This window comes from Acidisoma sp., from assembly GCF_965199065.1.
In the GTDB taxonomy this organism is placed as follows: domain Bacteria; phylum Pseudomonadota; class Alphaproteobacteria; order Acetobacterales; family Acetobacteraceae; genus Acidisoma.
On record NZ_CBDAQN010000001.1, the window covers coordinates 449928 to 474027 of the forward strand.

Genomic DNA, 24100 nt, shown 5'->3' on the forward strand with positions numbered 1-24100 from the left:
CGCGCAACCTACACCGAGAAGTACTTTGCCCGCGCGTTCAGAACCACCAAGGCGCTGGTGGATTGCTCCGGGTGTAGCTGATGCTCGTCGGAGAGCGACACGCCGACACGCTCAGCCTCCAGCAGCTTGAGGATCGGCTCCTGATCCTCGATCCGCGGGCAGGCCGGGTAGCCGAACGAGTAGCGCGAACCGCGATACCCTTGCGCCAGCATCTTCTCCATGTCGCGGTCGTCCTCGCCGGCGAAGCCCAGCTCGGCGCGGATGCGCTTATGCGTGTATTCCGCCATCGCCTCGGCCATCTCCACCGACAGGCCGTGCAGATAGAGGTAATCCTGGTAACGGTTCTCCTCGAACCAGACGCGCGCCAGATCCGACGGCTTCTGCCCGACCGTCACCACCTGCAGCCCGATTACGTCGCGTTCGGCATCGTCCACATCGCGGAAGAAGTCGGCGATGCAGTCACCATCCTCGCGCGGCTGGCGGGGGAGGTGAAGCGGCAAAGCTCCGTCTGCCCGTCCTCGGCGAAGATGAGCAGTTCGTTGCCCTGTCCCGCCGCCTTCCAATAGCCATAGCTCGCCTGCGGCTTGAGGATGTCCTCGGCCTCGCAGAGCGCCAGCATCCGCCGCATGATCGGCCGCAGCTCCTGCTTCGCCCAGCCGAGAAAATCGTCGAGCGTGCGGCCCTGTTTGCGGAAGCCCCACTGGAATTGGTAGAGGCTGCGCTCGTTGAGGAATGGCACGATGGCACGGGGCGGCGCCTCCACCACGCGCGGACCCCAGAAGGGCGGCGTGATGACGGGCTGGTCCGCCGTCATCCGCCGGCGACGCGCCTGCACGGTTGCCACGTCCACCGGCTGGAATGCGCGCACATCCGCCTGACCAAGCGTGCGCGCGGTGTTGCGCGCCTTGCCCGTGCGCTTTGCCTGAACAGCCGCCATGTAATCGTCGAAGCCGTTCCCGGTGACCTTCTCCATCAGCGAAAGCCCGTCGAAGGCATCGCGCGCATAAGCCACGCGCCCGCAGGCGTAGGCGCGCACGCAGTCGTCCTCGACGAAGTTACGCGTCAAAGCGGCACCTCCCAGCAGGATCGGGATTTCGAGCCCCTGCCGGGTCATCTCCTCGAGATTGTCGCGCATGACGACGGTCGATTTCACCAGTAGCCCGGACATGCCGATGGCATGCGCCCGATGCTCGCGCACGGCGGCGATCATGTCGGCGAGCGGCACCTTGATGCCGAGGTTGACGACGCGATAGCCGTTGTTGGTCAGGATGATGTCGACGAGGTTCTTGCCGATGTCATGCACATCGCCCTTCACCGTGGCCAGCACGATGGTGCCTTTCTCCTGGCCCTCGATCTTTTCCATGAAGGGCTCGAGGTAGGCGACGGCGGCCTTCATCGTCTCGGCACTTTGCAGCACGAAGGGCAACTGCATCTTGCCCGCGCCGAACAGCTCGCCCACCACCTTCATGCCGTCGAGCAGAATGCCGTTGATGATGTCGAGCGGGGCGTGGCTCTTCATCGCTTCGGCCAGATCGTCGGCAAGACCCTTGCGGTCGCCATCGACGATGCGGTCCTTGAGGCGGCCCTCGATGGTCGCCGCGCGCACCTTGGCGCCGACATCGGCAAGCTTCCGGTCGGCGAAAATCTCCAGCAGCTTCTGGAGCGGATCGTAGCCCTCGCGGCGGCGGTCGAAGATGAGATCCTCGGCGACCGCCACTTCCTCGGGCGGAATGAGGTGCAGCGGCTTGATCTTGCTGACATGCACGATCGCGCCGGTCATCCCGGCCTTCAAAGCATAATCGAGGAACACGGAGTTCAGCACCGCGCGCGCCGCCGGGTTGAGCCCAAAACTGATGTTGGACAGGCCGAGGACGATCTGGATGTCCGGGAAGGCCTCGCGGATGAGGCGGATGCCGTCGAGCGTCCATTGCCCCAGCTTGCGGTCATCCTCGTTGCCGGTGGCGATGGTGAAGGTGAGGGGATCGATCAACAGATCCGACTGCGGCAACCCATGCTTGTCGCAGGCGAACTCCACCAGGCGGCGCGCGATGCGCAGCTTGTCCTCGGCGGTCTTGGCCATGCCGGCTTCGTCGATGGTCAGCGCGACCATGGCGGCGCCGAACTTCTTCGCCAGGATCATGCGATCCTCGGCCGGCTGCTCGCCATCCTCAAAATTGATCGAGTTGATGATCGGCTTGCCGCCGTGCAGCTTGAGCGCCGCCTCGAGCACGATGCGCTCGGTGCTGTCGATGACGAGCGGAGAATTCACGCTGCTGGTGAAGCGGCGGATGACCTCGTTCATCTCGGAGACCTCGTCACGCCCCACGAAGGCCGTGCAGATGTCGAGCGCGTTGGAGCCCTCGGCGATCTGCTCGCGGCCCATGCCGACGCAACCGTCCCAGTCCTGCGCCTCCTGCAGCTGGCGCCACTTCTTCGAGCCGTTGGCATTGCAACGCTCGCCGATGGAGAAGTAGCTGTTCTCCTGCCGCAGCGCCGTCTGGCCGTAGAGGCCGGCGACCGAGGGGATCCAGACCGGCTTGCGGGCAACCGGCGCTGGGCGCAGGCGCGCACCGCCGCGCCGCCGCAGCATGGCGTCGAGCGCCGCGATGTGCGGGGTGGAGGTGCCGCAGCAACCGCCGATGAGGTTGAGACCGTCCTCGGTCACGTAGCGCTCGACCCAGCTCGCCATCGCCTCGGCGCCGAGCGGGTAGTGCGTCTGGCCATCGACGAGTTCGGGCAGACCGGCATTCGGCTGGACCGAGATGAGGCCGCGCCAGTTGGTGGCGAGCCAGCGGATATGCTCCGCCATCTCCTGCGGCCCGGTGGCGCAGTTGAGGCCCATCAGCGGCACGTCGAGCGCATCGATCACCGTCGCGGCGGCGGCGATGTCGGGGCCGACGAGCAGCGTGCCGGTCGTCTCCACCGTGACCTGCACGAAGATCGGCGTATCCGTGCCCGCCTCGCGCCGCGCGAGCTTGGCGCCATTCACCGCCGCCTTGATCTGCAGGGTGTCCTGGCATGTCTCGATGAGAATGGCGTCGACGCCGCCGGCGATGAGGCCACGGCTTTGTTCGGCCAACGCAGCTTCCAGAGGGTCATAGGCGATGTTGCCGAGGCTCGGCAGTTTCGTGCCCGGCCCGATGCTGCCGACGACGTAGCGGTGGCGGCCATCCGAGAAGCTGTCGGCGGCCTCGCGCGCCAGTTCGGCGGCAACGCGGTTGATTTCGATGGTGCGGTCGCCGAGGTCGAACTCGGCGAGCGTGATCGGGCTGCCGCCGAAGGTGTTGGTCTCGACCATGTCGGCGCCGGCCTCGAAGTAGCCGCGATGGATTTCGCGCACCATGTCGGGCCGCGAGAGATTGAGCACCTCGGTGCAGTTCTCGCGGTTCCAGAAGTCGGCTTCGATGTCGAGCGTGAGCGCCTGGACGCGGCTGCCCATGCCGCCGTCGCAGAGCAGAACCTGGTCACGCAGAGCGTCGAGAAGATGCGGGCGGCGGCTCATGAATGGGCCTCTTGCAGATCGTGTGTGGGGGCAGGGTTTTCTTGCGGGGAGCGGTAGACGGAGCCGCTCCATATCTGGGTCGTGAGTGGACCTGGAATAGTGACCGTGCCGTGAACGGAAAGACCGACGGTCTGCAGCATCGTCCGCATCCGCGTTTCCTGGAAGCCGCGATGGCGGTGGGCCAGCGTTTCGGAGAGCGCGTGGGGCGCGTGGGCGGCGAGTTCGACGACGATGATCTTGGCGCCCGAGCGGGTGACGCGAGCGGCTTCGCGCAGCACCGCCTCCGGGTCCTCGGCGTGGTGTAGCACCATCTGCAGCACGGTGCGGTCGAAGCCGTGGCCATCGCCGCCATCGGGCAGGGGAAGGCGATACATGTCCGCTTGCCGCACGGTGCACTGGGCGAGACCGGCTTGTCCCAGACGTGAGCGGGCGAGGGCCAGCATCTGCGGGCTGGCGTCGATGCCGAGGCCCATCTCCGCCCGCGGTCCGAGCAGTTCGAGCACGCGGCCCGTGCCCGTGCCGATGTCGAGCACGCGGCCGAGCGCACCCTGCCCGGCGACGCTCATCAGCGCGGCCTCCACCTCGGCGGTCGGCAGGCCAAGCGCGGTCATCTCATCCCAGTCCGCGCCCTTCTGGCGGAAGGTGTCGGAGGCGACGCGGGCGCGTTCGGAGAGCGCCTGGGCGGCGAGGCGACGGTCTGCATCCAGCACCGGGTCGCGCTCCGGCAGCCGGTCGAGCAGGGACCGCACAAGGTGGCCGCGCGGGTCGCTCGCCTCGGGCAGGGCGAACCAGCAGAACACGCCCTCCTGCTGACGTCGGAGCAGGCCAGCCTCGACGAGCAGGCGCAAGTGGCGCGAAAGGCGCGGCTGCGACTGGCCAAGGATCGCCACCAGCTCGCTGACGTTGAAGGCGCCGCGGGCCGCGAGGGCCAGAATGCGCAGCCGGGTCGGCTCGGCGGCGGCCCGGAGAGCCAGGAGAAGATCGTCCATGGCTTGAAATGACATAAAGATATGTTTATGTCTAGTGCATGAGCAGGATCGACGCGCGCATTCCGGTTTTCTTCTCGACGCAGACGGACGAGGCTGAGGGCGTTGCCTGGCTGGTGGAGGACCCGGCGGTCGCCGCCTGGGACAGTAGGGACGGAGGTCATGTTCCCGGTTGCGCCTGTTGTGTGTACGGAGCCCGGTCGCCGAGGCTTTGGGCAGGTTGTTCCGCGCGCGAGCGATCGGCGAGGTGCCCTTCTTCACGCGCTTGGGTGTGGTGCCCGCGAGCGCGGGCGGGGAAGCTTCGGTTCGGCAGGCGCTAGAGACGGACGGGCTCGCCTCGGCGTGCTACCGGGTTCAGAACGTCAGCTGAACTTTCATCGCGGTCCGGCGATCGTTGGCCGCCGCGAACGCCGCCATTGCCTCCTCCATCGGAAAGGTGCCGGTCAGCAGCGGGGTAAGGTCGATCCGGCCCGTGTCGATCAAACGCACCGCCAGCGCGAACTCCTCGTGGAACCGGAACGAACCGACGATCGACAACTCCTTCGCCACCACCATGTTCTGCGGCAGCGACACGTCGCCGCCTAACCCGAGCTGCACGATGGTGCCGCGCGGCCGCACGGCCTCCATGCCGCTGCGGAGAGCACGCTCGTTCCCCGAGCACTCCACCATCACGCCGATCTGGCCCTTGTCCGCGCCGTACTCGGCGAGCGCATTGGGCTCGGCCGCCGTATTGACCGCGCGATCCGCGCCCAGCCGACGCGCCACCGCCAAAGGCTCGTCGACGATGTCGGTGACGATGATTTCGGCCGCGCCATGGAACCGCGCCGCCGCCACCACCAGAGCGCCGATCGGGCCGCAGCCCGTCACCAGCACCCGCTCGCCAAGCAGGGAACCTGCGCGCCCAAGGGCATGAAGCACCACGGCGAAAGGCTCGGCGAGGGCGAGCTCCGTCACCGGCGCGCGGGTCGCGACCTCGCACTGGGTCGCGTCACACACCAGCATGTCGCGAAAGCCGCCCTGAATGTGCGGCATCGGCATCGCGCTGCCGTAGAAGCGCATGTTGAGGCACTGGTTGGGCAAGCCCCGCAGGCAGAAGCGGCAGTGCCGGCATGGGCGGCTCGGGTTCACCGCCACCCGGTCGCCCGCCTTCACCCCAGTCACATCGGGCGCCACCTCCGCGATTGTGCCGGCAATCTCGTGGCCGAGGATCATCGGCTCCCGCAGCCGCACGGTGCCGAAACCGCCGTGGTTGAAGTAGTGCAGATCAGAGCCGCAGATGCCCCCCGCCTGGATGCGGACGGCGACCTGCCCGGGGCCGAGCGCCTCGACCGCGCGCTCCTCTATGCGGAGGTCGCCGGGCGCGTGGATGACGACGCTGCGCACCGGTCAAGCCACCGGTGTCAGCAGCGGCTTGCCGGCAAAATGAGCGGTAAGATTGTCCCGCATCAACTGGCCCATAGCGCGGCGCGTCTCCACCGTGGCGCTGCCGCCGTGCGGGAAAAGCACGACGTTCGGCAAGGCCTTGAAGCGCTCGTCGATGTTGGGCTCGTTGAGGAAGACGTCCAGCGCCGCCCCGGCAATCGATTGGGCCGCCAGCGCGTCGAGCAGCGCGGGCTCATCCACCGTGGTGCCGCGCGAGACGTTCACGAGGTAGCCCTGCGGCCCGAGCGCCTGCAGCACCGTGGCATCGATGATGGCCCGGGTACCGGCGCCACCGGCGACCGTGACGATAAGCACGTCAGACCACTGCGCGAGGTCCCCGATCGTCTCGAACGCCTTGTAGGTCGAGCCAGGCTGTGGCGTGCGGTTGAAGTAGCCGATGGTGCAGTCGAAGGCGGCAGCCCGGCGGGCGATGGCCGCGCCTATTCGCCCGAGCCCGACCACGCCGAGCTTGCACCCATGGAAGCGGCGGCCGAGCGGCATGTTGCCTGCGGCCCAGGCACCCCCGCGGACATGCGCGTCCCCACGGGGAATTTCACGCATGACGGATAGCGCCAACGCGATTGCGATGTCGGCGACATCGCCTGTCAGCACGTCGGGCGTGTTGGTGACGCGGATGCCCCTCTGGCGAGCCGCATCCAGATCGATCCCGTCGACGCCGACGCCGTAGTTGGCGATGATCTCGAGCGCGGGAAGCGCGTCCATGAAGGCCGCATCCGCACCGAGGTGGCCAGGCGCGGCGACGGCCCGTACGGTGCGAGCCTTGGCCAGAAGCGCCGCACGGTCCGGCGCGTCACGCGAGGTGAGCAGGCGGTATTGCCCGGCCAGCGGTTCCATGTCCCAGTCCGGCAGGCTGCTGAGGACCAGCAACTCCGGTCGCGCGTCACCTGTCGCCTCGCTTTGACCCGCCATCTTTGCCGTCCCCCCTCATTGCCGTTGTCGGCCTTGATATCGCTACCAACAATAGGCGCCGGAGCAATGCGCTCGCAAGCGGCGGCGGCACGTCAGCCGTGGGGAGAGGACAGGCCCGCCAGGAGCGGCACATACTCGGCGAGCCTCCGCGACACGAACTCCGTGAAAAGCCGCACCCGCTTCGTCTTGCGCGTCTCGCCCTGGGTGAGGAGCCAGAGCGTTCCATGCATACGCAGCGGGCTACCAGGCACCCGCACCAGCAACGGCTCGGCGTCCCCGACGAAGCACGGCAGCGTCGTCATCCCCACGCCCTGGCGCACGGCGGCGATTTGCGCGGCCCCATCGGTGATCCTGAAGGGAACCTCCGTGGCGGACACACTCGTTTCCCGCGCCCAGTCCGGAACGCCTTGGATATGCCTCACGATCCAGCGGATGGGACCGGAGGCTCCGGCGCGCCAGCTCGCCAGCAGATCACGGGACATATAGACCGAGCCGAACAGCTCCGGCCCTTTCGTGCCGTAGAGATTGAGCGGCAGGGTGTCGCGGTCGTAGACGACGCGGATCGCCACGTCGGCCTGCCGGTTGGTCAGATTGACCGGCTCGTCGGACGACAGGATCTCCAATTCGATCTCAGGATGAAGCCGCGCGAACTCGGCAAAATCGGGCATCAGCAGGTGGGTGGCCAGAGGCGGCGCCAGCGTTACCCGCAGCAGCCCCCGTAAGCTCTGGTCGCGCCCGAAGACGCTGGTCTCCAATCGGTTCGACGACATTTCCATCTGCTCGGCGAACGCAAGAACCTCCTCTCCGGCATCGGTCAGGCGATACCCGGCCGGGAGCTTCTCGAACATGTGCGTGCCGAGGCGTTCCTCCAGCTGTGCCACGCGTCGCAGCACGGTGGAGTGGTTGACCCTAAGGCGCTCGGCAGCGGCGCGCACCGACCCCCCGCGAGCGACCGCCAGAAAATAACGAACATCGTCCCAATCGATCATGCTGGAACCCTGCACCACGAGGATGCGCTTTCAAAGGCGCGTGCCCGACATTGGCGGCGGTTCGGAAACGCACCACCGATGACGGATTTTGCGGACTGACCGGGCAGACCGCCGCGATCTAACTCATGCACCGGATCCCGGCATCCAAAGCCACCCGGGGCATCGGCAATATTCGAAGGACTTCCACCATGACTTACGCAATCATCGGGTTCGGTAAAGTCGGCGAGGCCATCGCAAGAGCCTTCGCCCGAAAAAACATCGACGTGGCGATCGCGAGCCGCCGGCCGCCGGAAGACCACGCGCCGCTCGCGAGGGCCATCGGGCCGACGATCACGCCGAGAACCTTGCCGGACGCGCTCAGCGCCGAGATCATCATCCTGGCTGTTCCTTTTGGGACGCACAAAGAAGTCGCGACGGCCATCGAGAGCTGGAAGGGCAAGATCGTGATCGACGCCACGAACGCGTATGGCGTGCCCTTGGAAGAGCTTGGGAACCTTCCGTCCTCCGTCGCCCTGTCCCGGGCGTTCCCGGGCGCCGCATTGGTGAAGGCGTTCAACCATCTCCCAGCGGCAACCTTGGCCGCGGACCCGGCCGTGCATGGCGGACGACGCGTCGTGTTCCTCTCGAGCGACGACGAAGACGCGACCGCACGGGTGGCGGCGTTGGCCGAGCAACTCGGCTTCGCGCCAGTCGGGCTGGGCAAGCTCGCGGAAGGCGGTCTGCTCGTTCAGGCAAGGGGAAACAGCTGGGCTCCCCTGATCTTTCAGGATCTCGTCAAGTTCAAGTAGGAGCGAGCGGCCGAGCTTCGTTCAGGTCCACAGGACCCAACTCGGAACCCCGTCGATCAGGGCGCCGCAGCCGTGTATCTGGGAGGCGGAGATGCCGACGAAGGTGACCTGCTCCGTGTTTCCGGTGCCGGGCAGGATGGTGACGGTGGCACCCGTATCGGAGGCCAATCCGCCATTCGCCTGCACCGACAACTTCGAAACCCCGGGGATGTAGCCGAACATGATGTCCTCGTCCGCGCCGTGGAAGTTCTGCAGGAAGTCCCAGGTGTTCCCGGGAACATAACCGTTCTGGACGAAGGTCGTGTTCCCGTTGCCGCCGTCGGTTTCGATGTTCGCGGCTGTCCCGGCGTCAAGGACGCTGGTGCCTGTCGCTGAGCTGGTGAGAAGGTCGTCGCCGGAGCCGGAGGCGATCAACGGGTTTTTCGCATCGACGGCGGAGATCTGGACGTTGTCGGATCCGTTGTAGGAGAAGGCGTCGGTGTGGGACAGAAAGCTCAAGGCACCTGTATAGCTGTCGCCTGTCACCTTCGTCGTGGCGTCACCGAGCGTCGTGTCGGCTAAACTGAACAGCGTCGGAGGGACAGCAACCGCTCGCGCTGTCTCGAACGTTGCCGGATCCTCGTACGCGACTGTCTGCGCGGCGTCGGTCTGCACCTGGATATCCGAAACCTGAAGGCCGGCGCTGACGTGGCCCTGGTTCGGATCGCTGACTGTTCCGTTCTCGGTTTCTAGGCCGATGTACATCGAATCGAGGTTCCAAAGTCCGAGGTTTTCAGCCTGCCCCGGCAGCTTGGGGTCGTTCGCGATCATGTCGTCGAGGTAGTCGTTCAGGTTGTAGGACAAAGCGGTAGGGCCGCCGGACGCCGGCTGGAACGGCAGGAACTGGTCGTTCGGCAGCGTGTAGGTGTAGGTAATGCTGTTGCCGCTCTGCACCTCGTAGCGCGAGTAGGCTGTGCCGGAATTCGAAAGTTCGACCTGCATGAATGCGGTCGTCGTCGGCAACGCAGCATCGTAGAGTGGGTTGTCCGGCGCGTTGAAGGTCAGGATGAAGCCCGTGAACACCTGGGCGAGGTCCACGCTTGGACCGCTGACGCTGGCGACATTCAGTTTGGCGTCGAGGCTGTAAGTCACAGGGTGGTTGAAGGTCACCAGCGACGGGCTATCGAGATTGCTCGACAGGAAGAGGTTGGCTCCGCCGCCATTCAATATCCCGTCGGATTCCTCGAGGTCATAGACGTAGGGTGCGCCTGCGCCGGCACTTCCGGTTGCGTGGTAGACGCTGAGCGAGGTCAGACCGTCGGCGGCCTGCCACGTATACAGCGGAACCCCATAAAGCGGGTCGGCGAAGTTTGCATCGTTCGTGGTCATGGCCGTGGGGTTCAGGTAATCGGTCTTGTCCCACTCGATGACGGTCCATCCCGATTCGGGGCCGGACACGTTAGGCAATGATGCGTCCATCACCGCCGCTCCGTCGACCACCTCCCCGTTGTTGAAAGCCATGTCCGGGCTCTCTGTACTCGGATCGACAACAACATCGGTATACGCCATGCCCGCCCCCAACCTTCGGTCAGAGCGCGCCCTTCCGCCAACATAAGACGAAACGAGGATCTGACCCTGGGCTGGCGTTAAGTCCGGAACGTTCGGGCGGTAATCATCCTCAAAGCCTTAGACCTGAATTCGAATCAGGAACAATTTTGAATTAGGCCGCTTCTTCACCTGTCCTGAACGAGGGACCCCTGCGTTGATTTTCTACGACGAGCGGAACCCGGCCTTGAGCTTCTGGCGCTGCCGTGACAACCAACGGCGTAGATGATGCATCGCGGCCGCGCAGCAAAGATTTCGGATAGACATCATTTCAGGAGGGGCTGCAAAAGGCGATCCTCCACCGCTTCCTCCGAACGAAATAAGGAGGTAGTCATCCAGCACTTCAGGCTGAGAATGGAGAAGACGCGGCAACAAGCTGTCACCACGCGCAGGATGCCGGGACGGTGAGCTTGTCAGCATTGTGGCTGATTGCGGCGGTCAGGTCAGGGTCAACCCTGGGTCCGTCTGCTAATACCCGGTCGCCCCATGGCCGATCCCGTTTTGAGACGACGGAGCCTTCGCATCATCCAATGAGCTGCGACGGCCAGTCGTGCGGCTAGTTCGCGCGACGGCTCAGTTCGCTGCGAACGAGCGGCGCCACCCTGGTGCCGAACAACTCGATCGCGCGCATCACCTGGGCATGCGGCATCGGCCCCACGCTAAGCTGGAGCAGAAAACGCTGGTGGCGGAAGATCGTATGCTGAAAAAGGATCTTCTCGGCGACCGCCTCCGGGCTGCCGACTACGAGAGCACCGCGCGGGCCGATCTGCTGCTCGTATTGCGCGCGGGTCATCGGCGGCCAGCCGCGCTCCTGTCCAAGACGGTTCATCACGCCGGTGAGCGGGCCGTGAAACAGCGCCGCCGCCGCCTCCGTAGTGTCGGCAACGAAACCATGGCTGTTGATGCCGATTTGGAGTTTCGCCGCGTCGTGGCCGGCGCGGATCGCCTGGTCCCGGTAGTAGTCGAGCAAGGGCGCGAAGCGGACGGGCTCGCCGCCGATGATCGCGACCGCCATCGGCAGGCCGAGCCTCGCCGCCCGCGCCGCCGAGGCCGCCGTGCCGCCGACTGCGACCCAGATCGGCAGGCGGTCCTGGAAGGGGCGCGGATACACGGGTTGGTCGGCGAGGGCCGGACGATGCTTCCCTGACCACGTGACGCGCTCCTGGTCCCGGAGCTTGACCAAAAGCTCCAGCTTCTCGGTGAACAGGGATTCGTAGTCATCGAGGTCGTAGCCGAAGAGCGGGAAGGATTCGATGAAGGAGCCACGTCCGGCCATGATCTCCGCCCGGCCGCTGGAAAGCTGGTCGAGCGTCGCGAAGGTCTGGAACACGCGGACCGGATCGTCCGAACTCAGCACGGTGACGGAGCTGGTCAGGATGATGCGCTTGGTGCGGGCGATGGCCGCGGCCAGCACGACGGCGGGGGCGGAGATAGCGTAGTCGGGCCGGTGATGCTCGCCGAGGCCGAAGACGTCGAGCCCGACCTGGTCGGCGAGTTCGATCTCCTCGACCTGGTCGCGCAGCCGCTGGCCGGCCTCGAGGGCGCGGCCGGTGTCGGCATCCACGCGGGTCTCGCCGAAGGTGTAGATGCCGAGTTGCACGAGGTCGTTCTTTCAGTCTGGCCGCTTTAGTCCGCGCTGCGATACCACGAAACTCTCCCGCGTCATGAAGGCGATGAGGTCGGTCACGTCCCGCTGGAGCCGCGCAAAACCGGCATGCGGCTCGATCCGCCGCTCGTCCATATAGAGACCCCGCGCGATCTCGATCTGCAGCGCATGCACGCCGTTCCGCGGGCGGCCGTACTGGCGGGTCACGTAGCCGCCGGCATAAGGGTCGTTCCGCCGCACGCTGTAGCCGAGGCGGCGCAGGCAGTCCTCCGTGCGCTCGACCAGATAGGCGCCACACGCCGTGCCATGCGCATCCCCCAGGACGAAATCCGGCGAAGAGGTTCCCGTGCCCGATGGCATCGAATGGCAGTCGATCAGCAGGCAGACCCCGAACTGCGCCACCGTCTGCTCGATCAACCCACCCAGGGCGGCATGGTAGGGCTCCCAGCAGCGGCGGATGCGGTCCTCGGCTTCGGCGAAACGAAGCTTGCGGGCATAGATCGCCTCGCCCGAAGCGACGACGCGGGGAATAGTGCCGAGGCCTGCCCCGATGCGGGGACTGCGGGTGTTGACCCAGGGCGGCAACGCGTCCTCGAACATCGACGGGTCGAGTTCCCAGGGTTCGCGATTGGCGTCGCAGTAGGCGCGGGGAAAGGCGGCCTTGAGCAGGGGCGCGCCGTATTGTGGCGCGGCCGCGAACAGCCGGTCGACCGAGAAGTCCTCGCTGCGCCTGAGCGCCGGGGGTTCGAGCCGGGTGGCCGCCAGAAAATCCGCCGAATAGTCGGCGCCCGAATGGGCTGAGGAGAACACCACCGGCGAGGTTTGCACCTCGGGGAGCATCAGGTTCAGCGGTGGCGCGACCTCGGCATAATCCATGGGACCATTGAAGCGCCGCGCAGCCCCGCTGTCATCCACCAATCGGGGCGGATCGCGCCGCCACCGCGCAGGCGATCGCGGATGCCACCCTCACATTGTTCCGCACGAGCGCGATATTGGCGGTGAGGCTCGCGCCGTCGCTGAGCGTGAGCAGCCGGGAGAGCAGGAACGGAGTGACTGCTTTACCCTCGATCCGCTGCAGCCGGGCCTCCTCGAGCGCCTGATCGACCAATACCGCCATCGTCTCGTAGGGGATCTCGTCGGCCTCGGGGATGGGGTTGGCGACGAGCACGCCGCCGCCAAGGCCGAGCGCGCCGCGCGCCGCCATCAAAGCCGCGACATCCTCGGCACGGTTGGCCCGCAGAGGCAGGCGCCACGGGCTGCGGCTGCTCCAGAAGGCGGGGAGATGGTCCGTGTTGAACCCGACCACCGGCACGCCTCGCGTCTCCAGATATTCGAGCGTCCGCGGCAGATCGAGTATTGCCTTGGCCCCGGCGCAGACGACCGTGACCGGGGAGAGCGCCAGTTCCTCGAGGTCGGCCGAGATGTCGAGGCTCGCCTCTCCACCGCGATGGACGCCGCCGATGCCACCCGTTGCGAAGACCTTGATGCCGGCGAGAGCCGCGCAGATCATGGTGCCGGCGACGGTGGTGCCGCCGGTGCGGCCTGTGGCGACCGCGAAGGCGAGGTCGGCGCGGCTGAGCTTCAGCGGATGCGAGGCATCGGCGAGGGCCTCAAGCTGGTCAGGCGTCATACCGACCAGGATGTCGCCGTCGAGGACCGCGATAGTTGCCGGCACAACACCGTAGGCCCTGCAATCGGCCTCGACCTGCCGCGCCATCGCCAAATTCTGGGGATACGGCATGCCGTGCGTGATGATAGTCGATTCAAGCGCGACAACCGGCTTGTGGATCTCTAACGCTTCCGCCACATCATCCGAAAGAGTTATGGGAGCAATAGAGGACATGTTATGTGCGGCCGGGGTTGACGGTTTTCGGCAGTCTGGGCGAATGGCCGGGCATGCGTTACAGCACCATGACGAGCGACGGTAGGGACGCAGGAGAGCGGGACGAGGTTGGCGGCGGAAGCCGCGAGGACGCATCTGTAGGACAGATGCACCGTAAGACAAAGACTAACTGACAAGCGCGGCTGGCCGCGCGCAGCGGAAATGGGATCATGAAGGCGCTGAATGCTATCCGGATGGGTGGGGTCGACATTCTTCCCATCGTTGAAGGCGGGAAGGGCGTGGCGGTGACGGATGGCGTGACCTGCGGGAACTGGGCGGCCTCCGGCGGGGTCGGCACGTTCAGCGCAGTCAATGCTGACAGCTACGACGCCGAAGGACGCCCGATCCCCCAGGTCTACCACGGTCGCACGCGCCGGGACCGGCACGAGGAGTTGGTCGACTTCGCGATCAAAGGCGGCATCGCCCAGGCGCAGCAGGCGCACGAGATCAACGGCGGCCAAGGCCGCATCCACGCCAACATCCTGTGGGAGATGGGCGGGGCGGAGCGCGTCATCACCGGCGTGCTGGAAGGCGCCCGCGGGCTCATCAACGGGCTGACCTGCGGAGCGGGCATGCCCTACCGCCTCTCCGACATCGCCATGAAGTTCGGCGTTCACTACTACCCCATCGTCTCGTCGGCGCGGGCCTTCAGTGCGTTGTGGAAGCGCGCGTACCACAAGGCCTCCAATCTGCTCGGCGGCGTGGTCTATGAGGATCCCTGGCTCGCCGGCGGCCATAACGGCCTCTCCAACGGTGAGGACCCGGCCCGCCCGGAAGATCCGTTTCCCCGCGTCCTGGCGCTCCGCAAGCAGATGCGAGCCTTTGGCCTGGACGACACGCCCATCATCATGGCGGGCGGCGTCTGGTGGCTGGAGGAATGGGAGGACTGGATCGACAACCCGGAACTCGGGCCGATCGCCTTTCAGTTCGGGACTAGGCCCCTCCTGACGCAGGAGAGTCCGATCGGCAACAGCTGGAAGCAGAAGCTGCTGACGCTCAAGCGGGGCGACGTGTTCCTCAACCGCTTCAGCCCAACCGGTTTCTACTCGAGCGCCGTGAACAACGGGTTCATCCAGGAGTTGCGGGGCCGCAGCGAGCGGCAGGTCGCCTACACCACCGAAGTGGTCGGCGAGCATACGGCGGAGTTCGGCGTCGGGCCGCGCAAGCGGATCGTCTACCTGACCAAGCCCGACCTGATGCGCGTGCGGCAGTGGCTGGCCCAAGGGTTCACCGAGGCGCTGCGAACCCCGGACACCACGCTCATCTTCGTGACGCCGGAGAAGGCGGGGCAGATCTATCAGGATCAGGTCGACTGCATGGGCTGCCTCAGCCAGTGCCGCTTCTCGAACTGGAGCCAGGAAGCGCCCGATTACTCCAATGGCAAGAAGGCTGATCCGCGCAGCTTCTGCATCCAGAAGACGCTGCAGACGATCGGGCATGAGGCGGAGGGAGAGACCTCGGCCGAAGACAACCTCATGTTCAGCGGGCATAACGGCTTCCGCTTCGCGCTCGACCCCTTCTACTCGAACGGGTTCATCCCGACCGTGAAGCAGCTGTTCGAGCGGATCACGACGGGACGCTGAGGCGGCACGTCGCGCGGAGATCACCCGGGGTCACGACGGAAGTTCCTTGAGTAGGCAGGCTGTCCGGGGCAAAGTGCCTCGTACATGCCCAGCCAAGACCGTCATGCCTGACCTCAGCCGCGAAAGTCTGGTCCTGCCGGGAGGCGTGGCGGACGTTATCTGGCGCCGCAGCGACCGCGCGCGGCGCATCAGTCTCCGCATCGACGCCCGCACGGGAGCTGTGGTGATCACGCTGCCACCGCGCTCCTCCAGGCGTGCCGGCATGGCGCTTCTCATGGAAAATGGCGGGTGGGTGTCGCGCCGGCTGGCGGCCTTGCCCCTCGGCGTCACCTTCTCCGACGGCGCCAGCGTGCCGATCGACGGGGTGCCGCACGCCATCCGCCACCAGCCCGGAGGCCGCGGCGGCGCCTGGATCGAGAGCGGCGCCATCGTCGTATCGGGCGAGGAGGGTTTCGTCCGTCGCCGGGTCACGGACTGCCTGAAGAACGAGGCGCGGCGACGCTTGACGGCCTATGCCTGGGCCAAGGCGGCCGAGGCCGGGCTCAAGCCGCGCCGCATCATGATCAAGGACACGCGGAGCCGCTGGGGCAGCTGTGCTCCCGATGGCACGCTGTCCTTCAGCTGGCGCCTGATCATGGCGCCGGCCCATGTGCAGATTTACGTCGCGGCGCATGAGGCGGCGCATTTGCGGCACCTCAATCACGGCGCGGCCTTCTGGGCTCTCGTCGAGACGCTGTGCCCGGCGTGGCGGAAAGCGTCCGACTGGCTGCGGGATGATGGCCCACGCTTGCTGCGCATCGGCTAAAGCGCCCCCTCAGGGAGGGGACGGCACGAAATACCTCGGCATCTCCGGCAGCGGAATGACCGAAATGACCTTGAGCTGTGTCAACGCGCGGGCGAGCGAGCGCTCCAGATGCGTCTTCAGGGCCGCCGCCGCCGCCGCCGTCGCGCCCTGCAGAAGCGCCTCGAAAACCAGCGCATGCTCCGTGATCGACCCTGACTCTATTCCCCATTCCAGGTAGCGCGTCAGCATATGGCTGGCCGTGAGGCTCGCCTGCGTGCGCTGGATGAGGTCGGCGAGGTAGCGGTTGCCGATGTTCTGCACGCAATCGACATGCAGGTCGTGGTCGATCTGCTCCATGAGCGCCGGCTCGACGCGAGGCAACTGGGTGCGCGCGACTTCGACACGCTCCAGCATGCGTAGCAGGGCCGACCGGTCGAGTGCCGCGGCGGCGCGATGAAGTGCCGCCGGCTCCAGGATGATCCGCGCCTCGTACATGTCCCTGAGGCCGCCATCGGTGAGCGGACCGACCAGCCAATGCGACCGCTCATCCTTGGAGATGAGCCCACGCTCATGGATGCGCCCGAGCACATCCCGCACGACGGTGCGGCTGACGTTGAAATGCACGGCCATCAGTGTCTCGCTGAGGCGGAAGCGGCCGAAGGGTGCTGCGGCCTCAATCGCGCGCTGGGTTTCGCCGGCGATGCGGGTCCAGCTGCCGCGCGCGATCTCCTCCGTGCGCTCGTGCGTCAAATTCACGTCGAGCCCGGCGAGCGTGGGGTTGGCGCGGACCGGCACGAGCGGGGCACCGGGGGTCGCCGGCACGACGTAGCCCCGCCCCTCGAAGCGCTGGATCTGGCCTTCCTCATGGAGCCGTCGCAGAGCCATCTGGACCGGAGCGCGGCTGACGCGGAAGGCCTCGGCAATGGTGCTTTCCAGCAGCACAAGCCCCGGTGTCAAACGATGTTCCAGCAGATGCTGCTCAAGCACCTGATGGACCTTTTCATGCAGCCTGCCGCTCAGGAACAGCCTCCGTCATCAGCCTGACCAGGCTTGTCGCCATGAGTTGACGCCCGATTGAGCAGTTGAACCTCTGCACACTGCCGGGGTGAGTATAAGTCGAGCAGTGTGCACGGAAACGAACGTCGAGCAAGCCGAATGCTTTGTTGTGTGCAAAATTCATCCATGTTACGCCGCTGGCAAGGCGTGATGAAGCGCCGGGCCTCTTGGGACAGCAATGCTCGAAATCCGTTCAATCACGAAACGCCATGGCGCCCAGACGGCACTCGACGGGATTTCCCTGACGGTCGCCGAGGGCGCCTACCTGTCACTGCTCGGCCCCAGCGGTTCCGGCAAATCGACACTGCTCCGCGTGATCGCAGGCTTCGACACGCCGGATGAGGGGCAGGTGACGCTCGATGGAAGACCCCTCACCGGAATACCGGCGCATGAGCGCGGCATCGGCTTCGTATCCCAAGGCTTTGCCTTGTTTCCGCATCTCTCCGTGTTTGACAATGTTGCCTTCGGGCTGCGCTATCATATGCGCAAGCCAGTACGCGATGGTTCGGAAGTTCGCCGCCGGGTTCTGGAAACGTTGGAGATGGTAGGCCTCGCGCCCTATGCGCAACGCCAGATCCAGCAACTCTCCGGGGGCCAGAAGCAGCGCGTCGCGCTTGCCCGCACGCTCGTTGTAAAGCCACGGCTCTGCCTGCTCGATGAACCGCTCGGCGCGCTCGACGCCAACCTCCGGCAGCGCATGACGTTGGAACTGCGGCGCATTCACTCGGCTCTCGGCATCACCTTCTTCCATGTCACCGGCAATGAGATGGAGGCGCTGGCGATGGGGGACCGCGTCGTCGTGCTTGATGCGGGCCGCATCCTCCAGACCGACACGCCCGATGTCGTCTACAACAAGCCGAATTCAACGGCGGTTGTGCGGTTCCTCAACCGGTACAATCTGTTTGCTGGCCGCAACGACGGCCGCGGCGGAATTGCAACTGCCGCCGGCACGATCGCCGCGCCGCGTTCGGGCGAGCAGCGGCAAGGCGCTGATTATGTGGATTTCTGCATACGTATAGACAAAATTCAGGTGCAGCTTGAGGGTGAGGCGGTCGGGCAATCCCAGGCGGCGCTGCCGGCCACTTACATCACGAGCGAGTTCTCGGGTGCGATCATCACCCACCTGTTTCGCCTCACAGACGATCGCGTCGTCGAGGTGGAGGACCACCTAAGCCACCGGCGCCCCGCCGAATATGCAGCGGGGCAACGCTACAACCTGGTTTGGCCTCGTGACGAGGGGCTCGTCTTTCCAGTCAGCGCAGCCGTGATCGAAGCCGCCATCCGGGTGGCGGCGTGAGCACCACCACGCAAGATCGGGCTGTGCCGGCATCGCGCTTGCCGCGCAGCCTCGCCCGCCAGCAGGCGACGGGGAACTGGATGCTGCTCGCCCCCGGCGTGATCTGGATGACCCTCTGCCTCGTTCTGCCGATGCTGATGATGATTTACGTCAGCTTCTGGACGCAGACGACGTTCGCAATCAATTCGAACCTGACCCTGGATAATTGGGCAGCGTTCTTCAGCACGCCCACATACATAGATTCGCTGCTGACGACCGTGCGGCTTTGGTTCATCACTCTGGCGCTGATCTTTGTCATCGGCTACCCGGTCGCCGTCTATATCGGCCTCTTCGTCCGCGACAAGACAGTGCAGACCTCGCTGCTCGTGCTTTGCGTCGTGCCGTTCTGGACGTCCTTCCTCATCCGCGTGCTCGCCTGGCGGCCGATGCTGGGAACGGATGGCGCGGTGAACATCATCCTGCTCAAGCTCGGCCTCATCCACCAGCCCATCGAGGCGCTGTTGTTCACGCAATACAGCGTCATCATCGGCATGGTGCAGATCTACGTGGTCTTCATGGTGGGGCCGGTGGCTTTCATGGTTTCCCGGATCGACCGCAGCCTGATCGAGGCGGCGCGCGACCTCGGCGCGAGCACCGCACGCATCTTCTTCACCGTGATCCTGCCCCTGAGCCTGCCGGGCATCGTCGTCGGCTCCATCTTCGTCTCCGTGATGGTCCTCGGTGAGTTCGCGACACCCTCCGCACTGTCGGGAGACAAGGTGAACCTGCTGGGCAATATCATCGTGACCCAGGTGGGCTCGCTGAAATGGGCCTTCGCCTCGGTCTGCGGGGTAATCCTCACCGTGCTCATGGCGGTCACGGTCGTGGCGCTGCTGCGCATCGTCAATCTGAGGCGGGAGATCTAGGTGCGGCAGCAAAACAGCGGTTCTTTCCCGAAGGAAAGAATCAAACAACCTTCGCTAGCGGTAGGCTGAGATGGAACGTCAACCGATCTTGCGAGGACTGCTCACGGGCTGGACAGGCCTGTTTCTCGTGTTCCTCTATAGCCCGATGGTCGTGCTCGCCATCCTCTCCTTCCAGTCCGGTCCCGAAGGCGGACCGCAATTCCCGATCGAGCATTGGTCGATCTACTGGTACCGGCAGCTCTTCAATCTCGTGCCCGCGTCGAGCGTGGCGCCGCTGCCGCTCGGTAGCGCCTTGATCCGCTCGCTGACGCTTGCGTTGACGACGATGGTGGTCTCGACAGTGCTCGGCACGATCACCGCGCAAGCGTTCCGCCGCCACTTTCGAGGTTCGGGCGTGGTCTTCTATCTCGTCGTTCTCGGGATGATGGTGCCCGGCGTGCTGGTGGGCCTCGGGATGGCCCTGACCGCAAACTACATCGGGATGGACCGAAACTGGTGGAGCACCGTGTTCCTGGTGCACGTCGTCTATACGTACCCGTTCGCGTTCCTCGTTATGTTGGCGATCTTCAATCGCTTCGACCGCTCGGTCGAGGAAGCGGCATGGAGCCTCGGCGTCTCGCCTATGACCACTTTCCGGCGCATTACCTTTCCATTGATTTTCCCGGGCGTACTCAGCTCCATGCTATTCGCCTTCACGCTGAGCTATGACGAATTTCCCCGCACCCTGTTCGCATCGGGCGGCGACCTCACCTTGCCGCTCGCGATCTACGGCACCTTCTCAGTTGAGATCCACCCGAACCTCTTCGCTTTCGGTGTGCTGACGACGCTCTTCTCCTTCGCTCTCCTGGCTGTCTACGCAACGCTGATGACGCTGAGTGTGCGCCGTGCCCGGCGCGTGGCAGTGCAAGAGGAAATCGCTTGATGGCCCGCGCGCTCGCCGACCACATTGCTATTGTCACAGGATCGGCATCCGGCATCGGCCGCGCCATCGCGACCAGGCTCATCGAGGCCGGTGCGCGCGTGGTGATCGCCGACCGCAACCTGGATGGCGCTCATGCTGTCGCGGCGGCGCTGGGCGAGAAGGCCGTGGCCGTGGCAGTCGATGTCAGCGACGAGCATGCGGTCGCAGGTATGGTGGAACGTTGCCGGGAGGCCTTCGGGGATTGCACGCTCCTCGTCAACAACGCAGGCATCGTGCAGCAGGGGCGGTTCGAGACGCTCGGTGTTTCGGACTGGGACCGCATGATCGCGGTGCATCTGCGCGGAACTTTCCTCTGCACCCATGCCGTGATCGGGCCGATGCTGGCGGCCGGCGACGGCGTGATCATCAATATGGCCAGCCAGCTGGGGCAGATCGGCGGGGTCGAGCTCAGCCACTACAGCGCGGCGAAAGCCGGTATCATCGGATTCACCAAGTCCTTGGCACGTGAGTTGAGCACGCGTGGCGTACGGGTGAATGCGGTCGCGCCCGGCCCGATCGCGACCGAGTTGTCAATGTCGCTGTCCGAGGAATGGCGGCGGACGAAAACCGCTGAACTGCCGCTCGGCCGTTTTGGCGAGCCCGAGGATGTGGCGGAGACGGTGGCGTTTCTCGCCTCGCCGGCAGCCAAAATCTATGTCGGCCAGACACTTTGCCCGAACTCCGGAGATGTGATGTTGTGACAAGCACGGTTCTGATCACGGGCGCCGGGATCGGCATTGGTCGCGCGACCGCGAAGGCATTCGGCAGGATTGGCGCGCATGTCCTCGTCACCGATGTGCTGACACAGGAGGGCGAGGCAGTGGCGGCGGAGATCGTCGCCGCGGGCGGACGGGCAAGCTTTCATGCCGTGGACGTGAAGAGCACGGAGGCGGTTGAGGCCGTCTTCGCCCATGCCGAGGCAGAGTTGGGTGGCGTCGACACCGTCATTGCAAATGCCGGGATCGCTCGTCGCGTGCCGATTGAGACCATGACCGACGATTTGTGGGATCATACGCTCGACATCGACCTCAAGGGCGTGATGCGCGTGTTTCGCCGTGCGGTGCCCGGCATGCGCGCGCGAGGGGCGGGTACTATGGTAGCTCTCTCGTCCATCATGGGCATTGCCTACGGCTGGGATGAGCACGTGCACTACTCGACAGCCAAGGCCGGGGTCGTCGGCCTGGTGCGCGCAATGGCGGTGGAGTTGGCATCTCAAGGCATCCGCGTGAATGGCGTGGCCCCCGGCTACATTCGTACGGCGCAGCTTCTGTCCGAGGAGCACTCGCTTGGTGCCGCAGGGGCGGAGGCCGCGCCTGCCTTCATTCCTATGGGGCGCCTGGGTGAGCCCGAGGATATCGCCGACGTCATTCTGTTCTTGGCATCCGACGCCGCCCGTTACCTCACCGGTCAGGTGATTGCGGTGGACGGTGGGCTTCTTGTCGGCCGCTATTAATTTCTCAGGGGATCTTATGGACAATTCAAAGATGCAACGGCGGTCGCTGCTCAAGGGCGGTGCCGCGACGGTGGGGTTTGCCGCACTGGGCGGGGCGCCGATCCTGGGTTCGATGCGTCATGCGATGGCGCAAGCGGCGTTGGGCAGCGAGCAGCTTCGCACGATCGGATTGTCGGTGACGGTGCAGGATCGCATTCTGCAGGACTTCAAGAAGCAGAGCGGCGTCGGCAGCGTGACCGGCACAGCCGCGACCTATCCGGATGCGCAGACGAAGATCCTCTCAGGCTCGAAAGATTTCGATTGCTGGGAAATCATCGGCGAGCGTCTGCCGGCTTTGGTCGAGACCAACAAGGATGCGCCGATCCCCACATCCCAGCTCAAGAATTGGGCTGACATCCGCAGCACCTTCACCACGCCCAGCCCGAAGTGGCCTGCGAAGGCGCAGATCACGGGCCAGATCTGGGCTGACGACGCACACACCAAGCTGTTCATGGTGCCGGCCGTCTATAACTACGACAGCATCGGTTACAACCCGGATCTGGTGAGCGCGGAAGAGGCCAATACCTGGACCTGCCTGTTCGACGACAAGTTCCGTGGCAAGTCGGGTCTGAACACCGATCCGCTCATCGCTACAGGCCAGGCGATCATGGCAATGAACACGCTCGGCCTGTTGGATGAGAAGAATCCCGGCAATCCATCGAAGGAGGGGATCACCGAGGCGGCTAAGTTCCTCATCGCCAAGAAGAAGAACGGGCAGTTCCGCGCGCTGTGGGGCGATTTCGGCGAGTTGGTGAACCTGCTGGCGTCGAACGAGATGGTTGTGTCGGATGCCTGGCAGCCGGCAGTGATGGCGGTGAAGGCCGAAGGCAAGCCCTGCAAATATGCGGTTCCAAAGGAGGGCTACCGAGCCTGGGCGATCGGCCCGGCGATGATTGCGGGGACACCGAACAAGGACGCGGTGATGGCCTACGCCGATTATTGGCTGTCCGGGCCACCGGGTATCGCGGTGTCCGAGCAAGGCTACTACTCGCCGACGACGAACATTCAGAAGGTGATGGCGCCCGACCGCTACGCATTCTGGTATGAGGGGGCACCCTGGAAGGAGGCACCGTGGCGCGGCATCAACCCAGGTGATCTGCGCGACGGCGGATCGCTCGAGACCCGCGCGGCGCATGTCGCCTACTGGCATCAGTGGCCCGACCAGTACGATTACCTCATCCAGAAATGGGACGAGTTCCTGAGCGCATAATGACCGTTGATCTGGAACTTGTGGGTCTGCGCAAGACCTATCCGAATGGCGCCACTGCGGTTGAGGATGTGGCGCTGACGGTCGAGCAGGGGGAGTTCGTCTCCCTGGTCGGCCCCTCGGGCTGCGGCAAGACGACGACCTTGCGCATGATCGCGGGCTTCGAGACGATAACCGCCGGCGATGTGTTGATCCGTGGAAAGCGGATCAACGACATGCCGCCGGAGAAGCGCCCGACCTCGACCATCTTCCAGAACTTCGCGCTGTTTCCTCATATGACGGTCGGCAGGAACATCGAATACGGTCTCGCGGCGCGCGGCATCAAGCCAGCGGAGCGGGCCGAACGCTCTCGCCGGATCATGGAGAAACTTGATCTTCTGGACATCGCCGACCGGAAGGAGGCAGGTCTTTCCGGTGGCCAGCGGCAGCGTGTCGCGCTGGCGCGAGGGCTAGTGGTGGAGCCGCAGATACTGCTCCTGGACGAGCCTCTCGGAGCGCTCGATGCAAATCTCCGGCGCTCGATCCAAAACGAGTTAAAGCTGCTGCAACGCACGCTCGGCATTACGTTCATCTTCGTGACTCATGCTCAGTCGGAGGCGCTCGTGCTATCCGACCGCATCGTGGTGATGAACCGCGGGCGCATCGAGCAGGTAAGCCGCCCGGTTGATCTGTATACCCGTCCGCAGACGCCGTTCGTCGCGCGCTTCATCGGCCGCAACACGTTGGTGGCGGGCAAACTCGCGGATGCCGGCGGCCTTATCGACACGCCCTATGGACCGATGCGAGGCATAGTTGCCGACAAGCTGCTGCGGACCGGCGATGCGGCGCAGATTGTGCTGCCATCGGAGGCGCTTGAGCCGCTTCGTCAGGACGCCAACAATCCGGCGTCGCACTCTCAATTTCAAGGCAACGTGCTCTCGGCGCGGGTGCTGACCGTCGAAGTCGTGGCGCACACGCGCCTCATCCGTGCGGCCTTGGCGGACGGGCGGGAAATCCTGCTCGACGGCCATGTGGGACACGGCGGCGGTGAGGGGCTGGCGCCAGGTGACCCGCTGCTCATCGGCTTAAGGCCAGAAGAGGCGACGATTGTCGCCGCTGAACAACCATAAGGAAAAAGAAGAAGACA

General features: G+C 65.2%; 19 protein-coding genes and 1 pseudogene. 10 read left to right on the forward strand and 10 right to left on the reverse strand.

Annotated features, from left to right (window positions below; translation table 11 throughout):
• Positions 1-8 precede the first annotated feature (8 nt).
• The 5 genes and pseudogenes from metH to ACOEQ1_RS02140 all read right to left on the reverse strand — a co-directional run bounded on the left by metH (position 9) and on the right by ACOEQ1_RS02140 (position 7829).
• Positions 9-3502 (reverse strand): annotated as a pseudogene (gene metH, locus ACOEQ1_RS02120) (methionine synthase).
• The gene (locus tag ACOEQ1_RS02125) at positions 3499-4506 is read right to left on the reverse strand and encodes an ArsR/SmtB family transcription factor (RefSeq protein WP_419757580.1); all 1008 of its coding nucleotides are present in this window, start codon (positions 4504-4506) and stop codon (positions 3499-3501) included. Before ACOEQ1_RS02125 ends, metH begins: the two are co-directional and overlap by 4 nt.
• A 336-nt stretch (positions 4507-4842) precedes the next feature.
• Positions 4843-5871, reverse strand: a complete 1029-nt coding sequence (locus ACOEQ1_RS02130) for an L-idonate 5-dehydrogenase (protein ID WP_419757581.1) — start codon at positions 5869-5871, stop codon at positions 4843-4845.
• Between the two features lie 3 nt (positions 5872-5874).
• Complete coding sequence (locus tag ACOEQ1_RS02135) at positions 5875-6840, reverse strand: 2-hydroxyacid dehydrogenase (protein ID WP_419757582.1); 966 nt, start codon at positions 6838-6840, stop codon at positions 5875-5877.
• A 92-nt stretch (positions 6841-6932) separates the two neighbouring features.
• Positions 6933-7829 (reverse strand): LysR family transcriptional regulator, encoded by an 897-nt coding sequence (locus ACOEQ1_RS02140; RefSeq protein WP_419757583.1) that lies wholly within the window; start codon positions 7827-7829, stop codon positions 6933-6935.
• A gap of 188 nt (positions 7830-8017) precedes the next feature.
• On the opposite strand from ACOEQ1_RS02140, the gene ACOEQ1_RS02145 reads away from it, so the two are divergent.
• Entirely contained in the window at positions 8018-8617 is a 600-nt protein-coding gene (locus ACOEQ1_RS02145; protein ID WP_419757584.1) for an NADPH-dependent F420 reductase, read from the forward strand.
• 21 nt (positions 8618-8638) lie between these two features.
• On the opposite strand, the gene ACOEQ1_RS02150 is transcribed toward ACOEQ1_RS02145, so the two are convergent.
• The 4 genes from ACOEQ1_RS02150 to ACOEQ1_RS02165 form a co-directional block, all read right to left on the reverse strand.
• Complete coding sequence (locus tag ACOEQ1_RS02150) at positions 8639-10165, reverse strand: hypothetical protein (RefSeq protein ID WP_419757585.1); 1527 nt, start codon at positions 10163-10165, stop codon at positions 8639-8641.
• 592 nt (positions 10166-10757) lie between these two features.
• The gene (locus ACOEQ1_RS02155) at positions 10758-11801 is read right to left on the reverse strand and encodes an LLM class flavin-dependent oxidoreductase (protein WP_419757586.1); all 1044 of its coding nucleotides are present in this window, start codon (positions 11799-11801) and stop codon (positions 10758-10760) included.
• Positions 11802-11813: 12 nt separating this feature from the next.
• The gene (locus tag ACOEQ1_RS02160; protein WP_419757587.1) at positions 11814-12683 is read right to left on the reverse strand and encodes an N-formylglutamate amidohydrolase; all 870 of its coding nucleotides are present in this window, start codon (positions 12681-12683) and stop codon (positions 11814-11816) included.
• A 31-nt stretch (positions 12684-12714) separates the two neighbouring features.
• Positions 12715-13614 (reverse strand): pseudouridine-5'-phosphate glycosidase, encoded by a 900-nt coding sequence (locus tag ACOEQ1_RS02165; RefSeq protein ID WP_419757588.1) that lies wholly within the window; start codon positions 13612-13614, stop codon positions 12715-12717.
• Positions 13615-13859: 245 nt separating this feature from the next.
• On the opposite strand from ACOEQ1_RS02165, the gene ACOEQ1_RS02170 reads away from it, so the two are divergent.
• Positions 13860-15272 carry an NAD(P)H-dependent flavin oxidoreductase gene (locus ACOEQ1_RS02170; protein WP_419757589.1) on the forward strand — a complete coding sequence of 471 codons (1413 nt, stop codon included), beginning with the start codon at positions 13860-13862 and terminating at the stop codon, positions 15270-15272.
• Between the two features lie 103 nt (positions 15273-15375).
• A complete protein-coding gene (locus ACOEQ1_RS02175; RefSeq protein WP_419757590.1) occupies positions 15376-16077 on the forward strand; it encodes a M48 family metallopeptidase in 702 nt (233 codons plus the stop codon).
• Positions 16078-16086: 9 nt separating this feature from the next.
• Here the strand turns inward: ACOEQ1_RS02175 and ACOEQ1_RS02180 are convergent, their stop codons facing one another.
• Entirely contained in the window at positions 16087-17082 is a 996-nt protein-coding gene (locus tag ACOEQ1_RS02180) for a GntR family transcriptional regulator (RefSeq protein ID WP_419758622.1), read from the reverse strand.
• Positions 17083-17290: 208 nt separating this feature from the next.
• On the opposite strand from ACOEQ1_RS02180, the gene ACOEQ1_RS02185 reads away from it, so the two are divergent.
• The 7 genes from ACOEQ1_RS02185 to ACOEQ1_RS02215 all read left to right on the forward strand — a co-directional run bounded on the left by ACOEQ1_RS02185 (position 17291) and on the right by ACOEQ1_RS02215 (position 24083).
• Positions 17291-18409 carry an ABC transporter ATP-binding protein gene (locus ACOEQ1_RS02185; RefSeq protein ID WP_419757591.1) on the forward strand — a complete coding sequence of 373 codons (1119 nt, stop codon included), beginning with the start codon at positions 17291-17293 and terminating at the stop codon, positions 18407-18409.
• Positions 18410-18432: 23 nt separating this feature from the next.
• Positions 18433-19314, forward strand: a complete 882-nt coding sequence (locus ACOEQ1_RS02190; RefSeq protein WP_419757592.1) for an ABC transporter permease — start codon at positions 18433-18435, stop codon at positions 19312-19314.
• 70 nt (positions 19315-19384) lie between these two features.
• The gene (locus ACOEQ1_RS02195; RefSeq protein WP_419757593.1) at positions 19385-20236 is read left to right on the forward strand and encodes an ABC transporter permease; all 852 of its coding nucleotides are present in this window, start codon (positions 19385-19387) and stop codon (positions 20234-20236) included.
• On the forward strand, positions 20236-20976 hold the full coding sequence (locus tag ACOEQ1_RS02200; RefSeq protein WP_419757594.1) for an SDR family NAD(P)-dependent oxidoreductase: 741 nt from the start codon (positions 20236-20238) through the stop codon (positions 20974-20976). The genes ACOEQ1_RS02195 and ACOEQ1_RS02200 overlap by 1 nt, the downstream gene beginning before the upstream one ends.
• Positions 20973-21728: an SDR family NAD(P)-dependent oxidoreductase gene (locus ACOEQ1_RS02205; protein ID WP_419757595.1), complete on the forward strand. Its 756-nt coding sequence runs from the start codon at positions 20973-20975 to the stop codon at positions 21726-21728. The genes ACOEQ1_RS02200 and ACOEQ1_RS02205 overlap by 4 nt, the downstream gene beginning before the upstream one ends.
• Before the next feature lie 31 nt (positions 21729-21759).
• On the forward strand, positions 21760-22977 hold the full coding sequence (locus tag ACOEQ1_RS02210) for an ABC transporter substrate-binding protein (protein WP_419757596.1): 1218 nt from the start codon (positions 21760-21762) through the stop codon (positions 22975-22977).
• Positions 22977-24083: an ABC transporter ATP-binding protein gene (locus tag ACOEQ1_RS02215; RefSeq protein ID WP_419757597.1), complete on the forward strand. Its 1107-nt coding sequence runs from the start codon at positions 22977-22979 to the stop codon at positions 24081-24083. The genes ACOEQ1_RS02210 and ACOEQ1_RS02215 overlap by 1 nt, the downstream gene beginning before the upstream one ends.
• The last annotated feature ends 17 nt before the right edge of the window (positions 24084-24100 follow it).